This is a genomic window from Variovorax sp. RCC_210 (genome assembly GCF_041355175.1).
In the GTDB taxonomy this organism is placed as follows: Bacteria; Pseudomonadota; Gammaproteobacteria; order Burkholderiales; family Burkholderiaceae_C; genus Variovorax.
Window position 1 is genome coordinate 1 of the sequence record NZ_JBFUPJ010000038.1, and the last position, 2,616, is coordinate 2,616.

The 2,616-nt window shown below is 66.6% G+C and carries 2 protein-coding genes; both read left to right on the forward strand.

The genetic code is table 11. The annotated features are described in order from the left end of the window. Positions 1-268 precede the first annotated feature (268 nt). Positions 269-517, forward strand: coding sequence for a hypothetical protein (locus AB6807_RS39290; protein WP_165840463.1), 249 nt, complete (start codon positions 269-271; stop codon positions 515-517). Beyond that, a complete protein-coding gene (locus AB6807_RS39295; RefSeq protein ID WP_371088799.1) occupies positions 492-2,498 on the forward strand; it encodes a prolyl oligopeptidase family serine peptidase in 2,007 nt (668 codons plus the stop codon). The genes AB6807_RS39290 and AB6807_RS39295 overlap by 26 nt, the downstream gene beginning before the upstream one ends. Positions 2,499-2,616: the final 118 nt, after the last annotated feature.

Genomic DNA, 2,616 nt, shown 5'->3' on the forward strand with positions numbered 1-2,616 from the left:
TCATCGTTGGCGCTCCTTCAGCTTCGTGATCAACGTTCAGATCGTCTATCGGTGGACTTGATCAGATGTTCCCTAGGTCCCACCGGGCGGTGCGGACTCCTTGAGTTCGTCCGCCCTGAGCCCTCCAGCGAGGCGAATGCGCAACACTCGGAGTACATCGTGGGGTTCACCGGCATTCCCTGAGACGGTCTCCATCGCATTCTTCCGACAGGCGGCCCTGCGGCGACGGGGGAGGTTTTCCTCCCCCGCTCATTTCGAAAGACCGAAGATGAAGAATCGGACAAAAGAAGAGATTGGCGAGCGCAGCTACCTCGCGGACTGGGCCGTAGCGATGGCCGTTGTCGCGGTGCTGGCCCTGTTTGCGTTCTTTCACTGGCTCGACAGGCAAGGCGCCCGGCCCACGGGCGTGCGAACGAACCTGATCGTGCGCGATGCGCCCGCACAGGCCGCATGCGGCCCTGTCGGTTTCTGCGCTTCCAGACCCCACCAAGGTGATCACCGTGCGCCAGCCTTTTAGCGTTGAAGACCTCTACCTCCACCAGAAGATCCTGGACCTGCACTGCACCGGCACCGCCGCATCCGCGGCATGCACCGTGCGTTCGGTCGACCGGGGAAACGACAGCTACATCTCCTGCATCTGGTGCTTTCCACTGGACGGTTCTCCGCCGTTGCAGATGACGCGCGGGCCTGGCACGGACGCGTCGCCACGCTGGTCTCCCGATGGCCGGCGGCTCGCATTCCTCTCCAGCCGCGCAGGCTCGCCGCAGGTGTATGTGATGCCGCGCGACGGCGGGGAGGCCCGGCAGGTGAGCCGCCTGCCGCAGAGCGTCTCGAGCCTGCGATGGGCACCCGGCGGAATGTCGTTCGTGGTGACAGCCGCCGTTGAGGTCGATCCTGATGCGCGTGGCGGCCGGAATCGCGCGATATCGCAGAATGAAAGCGCAGGGAAGAGCAGGCCCGAAGTCGCATGGCGCCTTCCCTACAAAGAGGACGGCATCGGCTACATCCTCCAGCGCGAATTCCATCTGTTCTCGATCGATGCCGAATCCGGCGCGCACACGCAACTGACCGACGGCGCCTTCGACGTGCTGGGCTTCGACGTGGCGGCGGATGGCCGCATCGCCTTCACGCGTACGCGCGAGGGTCGCTTCGCCCACAGCAACGACCTGTGGGTTTGCGATGCCGACGGCGGACGGCCACGTCGCCTCACGGACGATCACGCCATCGTCATGAAGCCCTGCTGGTCGCCCGACGGGCACCACATCGCATTCACGGGCGCCCAGGAGGAGGGCGATGCGGAGCCCCGGCTGTGGCTCTTGGACGTCGAAACCGGCCACGTGCGCGCGTTGCACGAAGAGACGCTGGACGTGGCGCATCCCGAGGCCCTGCATTGGGAGTCCGGCGGCGGACGGATCGTGCTGACGCGAGCGCACCGGGGCTGCCACCAGATCGTCTCGGTCGGCATTGCGGACGGCTCACTCGAGGTGCTCGCGGCGGGCGAGCGCCAGATGGGTGTGTTCGGCTGCACGCCGGACCGCCTGGTTTACACCATCGACCATCCGTCGCTGGCCTGCGAACTCTGGGTCAGGCCGCGCGGCAAGGGCGCGGTGGAGCAGCAGCTCGGCTGCCTGAACCCGTGGTGGAAAGACAGGACGCTGGTCGAGGCGGAGATCGCGGCGTTCGACGTTCCCGACGGCAGCGGCGGCACCGAGCGCATCGAAGGCTGGCTTCTGCGCGCCCAGGGAAGCGCGCGCCCGCAGCCGGTGCTCGACGACGTACATGGCGGGCCTGCAAGCTACGCGCTGCTCGACTACGACACCAACATCTTCTGGCAGGTGCTGTGCGGCCAGGGCTGGGCGGTGCTGGCCTTGAACGCGGTCGGTTCGGCCAGTTATGGCCGGGAGTTCTGCCGCCGGCTTGCCGGGCAGTGGGGCACCTGCGATCTGCCGCAGCACCTGGCGGCACTCGCGCAACTGGAGGCACGCGGTGTGTGCGACGGGCGTATCGCGATCTCCGGAAAGTCGTACGGCGGCTACCTGAGCGGCTTTGCCACCGGCAACGCCGACCGCTTCTCTGCGGCGGTGGTGATGGCGCCCGTGGGGAACATCGAAACGCACTACGGCACGTCCGACGGCGGGTACTACGCCGATCCGTTCTATATGGCGAGCAAGCCGGGTTTCGACCGGCAGCTGGCCGTCAGGCTGTCGCCGCTGCAGCATATCGAGAAGTCGGCCACGCCCACGCTGTTCCTGCAGGGCAAGGACGACGAACGCTGCCCCAAGTGCCAGTCGGAGGAGCTCTTCGTGAGCCTCGCCTGCGCCGGCGACACGCCCGCGGAGCTGGTGCTGTACCCAGGAGAGACGCACGGGTTCCTGGGCACCGGAGCCCCTTCCTGCCGCGAAGACGCGGCCAGAAGGATTGTCGACTGGCTCACGCAACACACGCTTGCATCGGGCCCGGCACCGGTACGGCCGGGAGGCGCAGAGGTCTCTGCATGAGGGTATTCCTGGCCGAGGACGATGCGGCGCTGCGCGGACAGCTAGGTGTGAAGCTCCAATAGGTTGTATCCGGTGTTCATCCGGGTTGGGTTTGAGAGACTGGAAGTCGCCAAACACC

What these genes read in the sequence shown, in the direction of transcription:
- AB6807_RS39290 (WP_165840463.1), top strand. Translation starts at nt 269, where the DNA reads ATGAAGAATCGGACAAAAGAAGAGATTGGCGAGCGCAGCTACCTCGCG.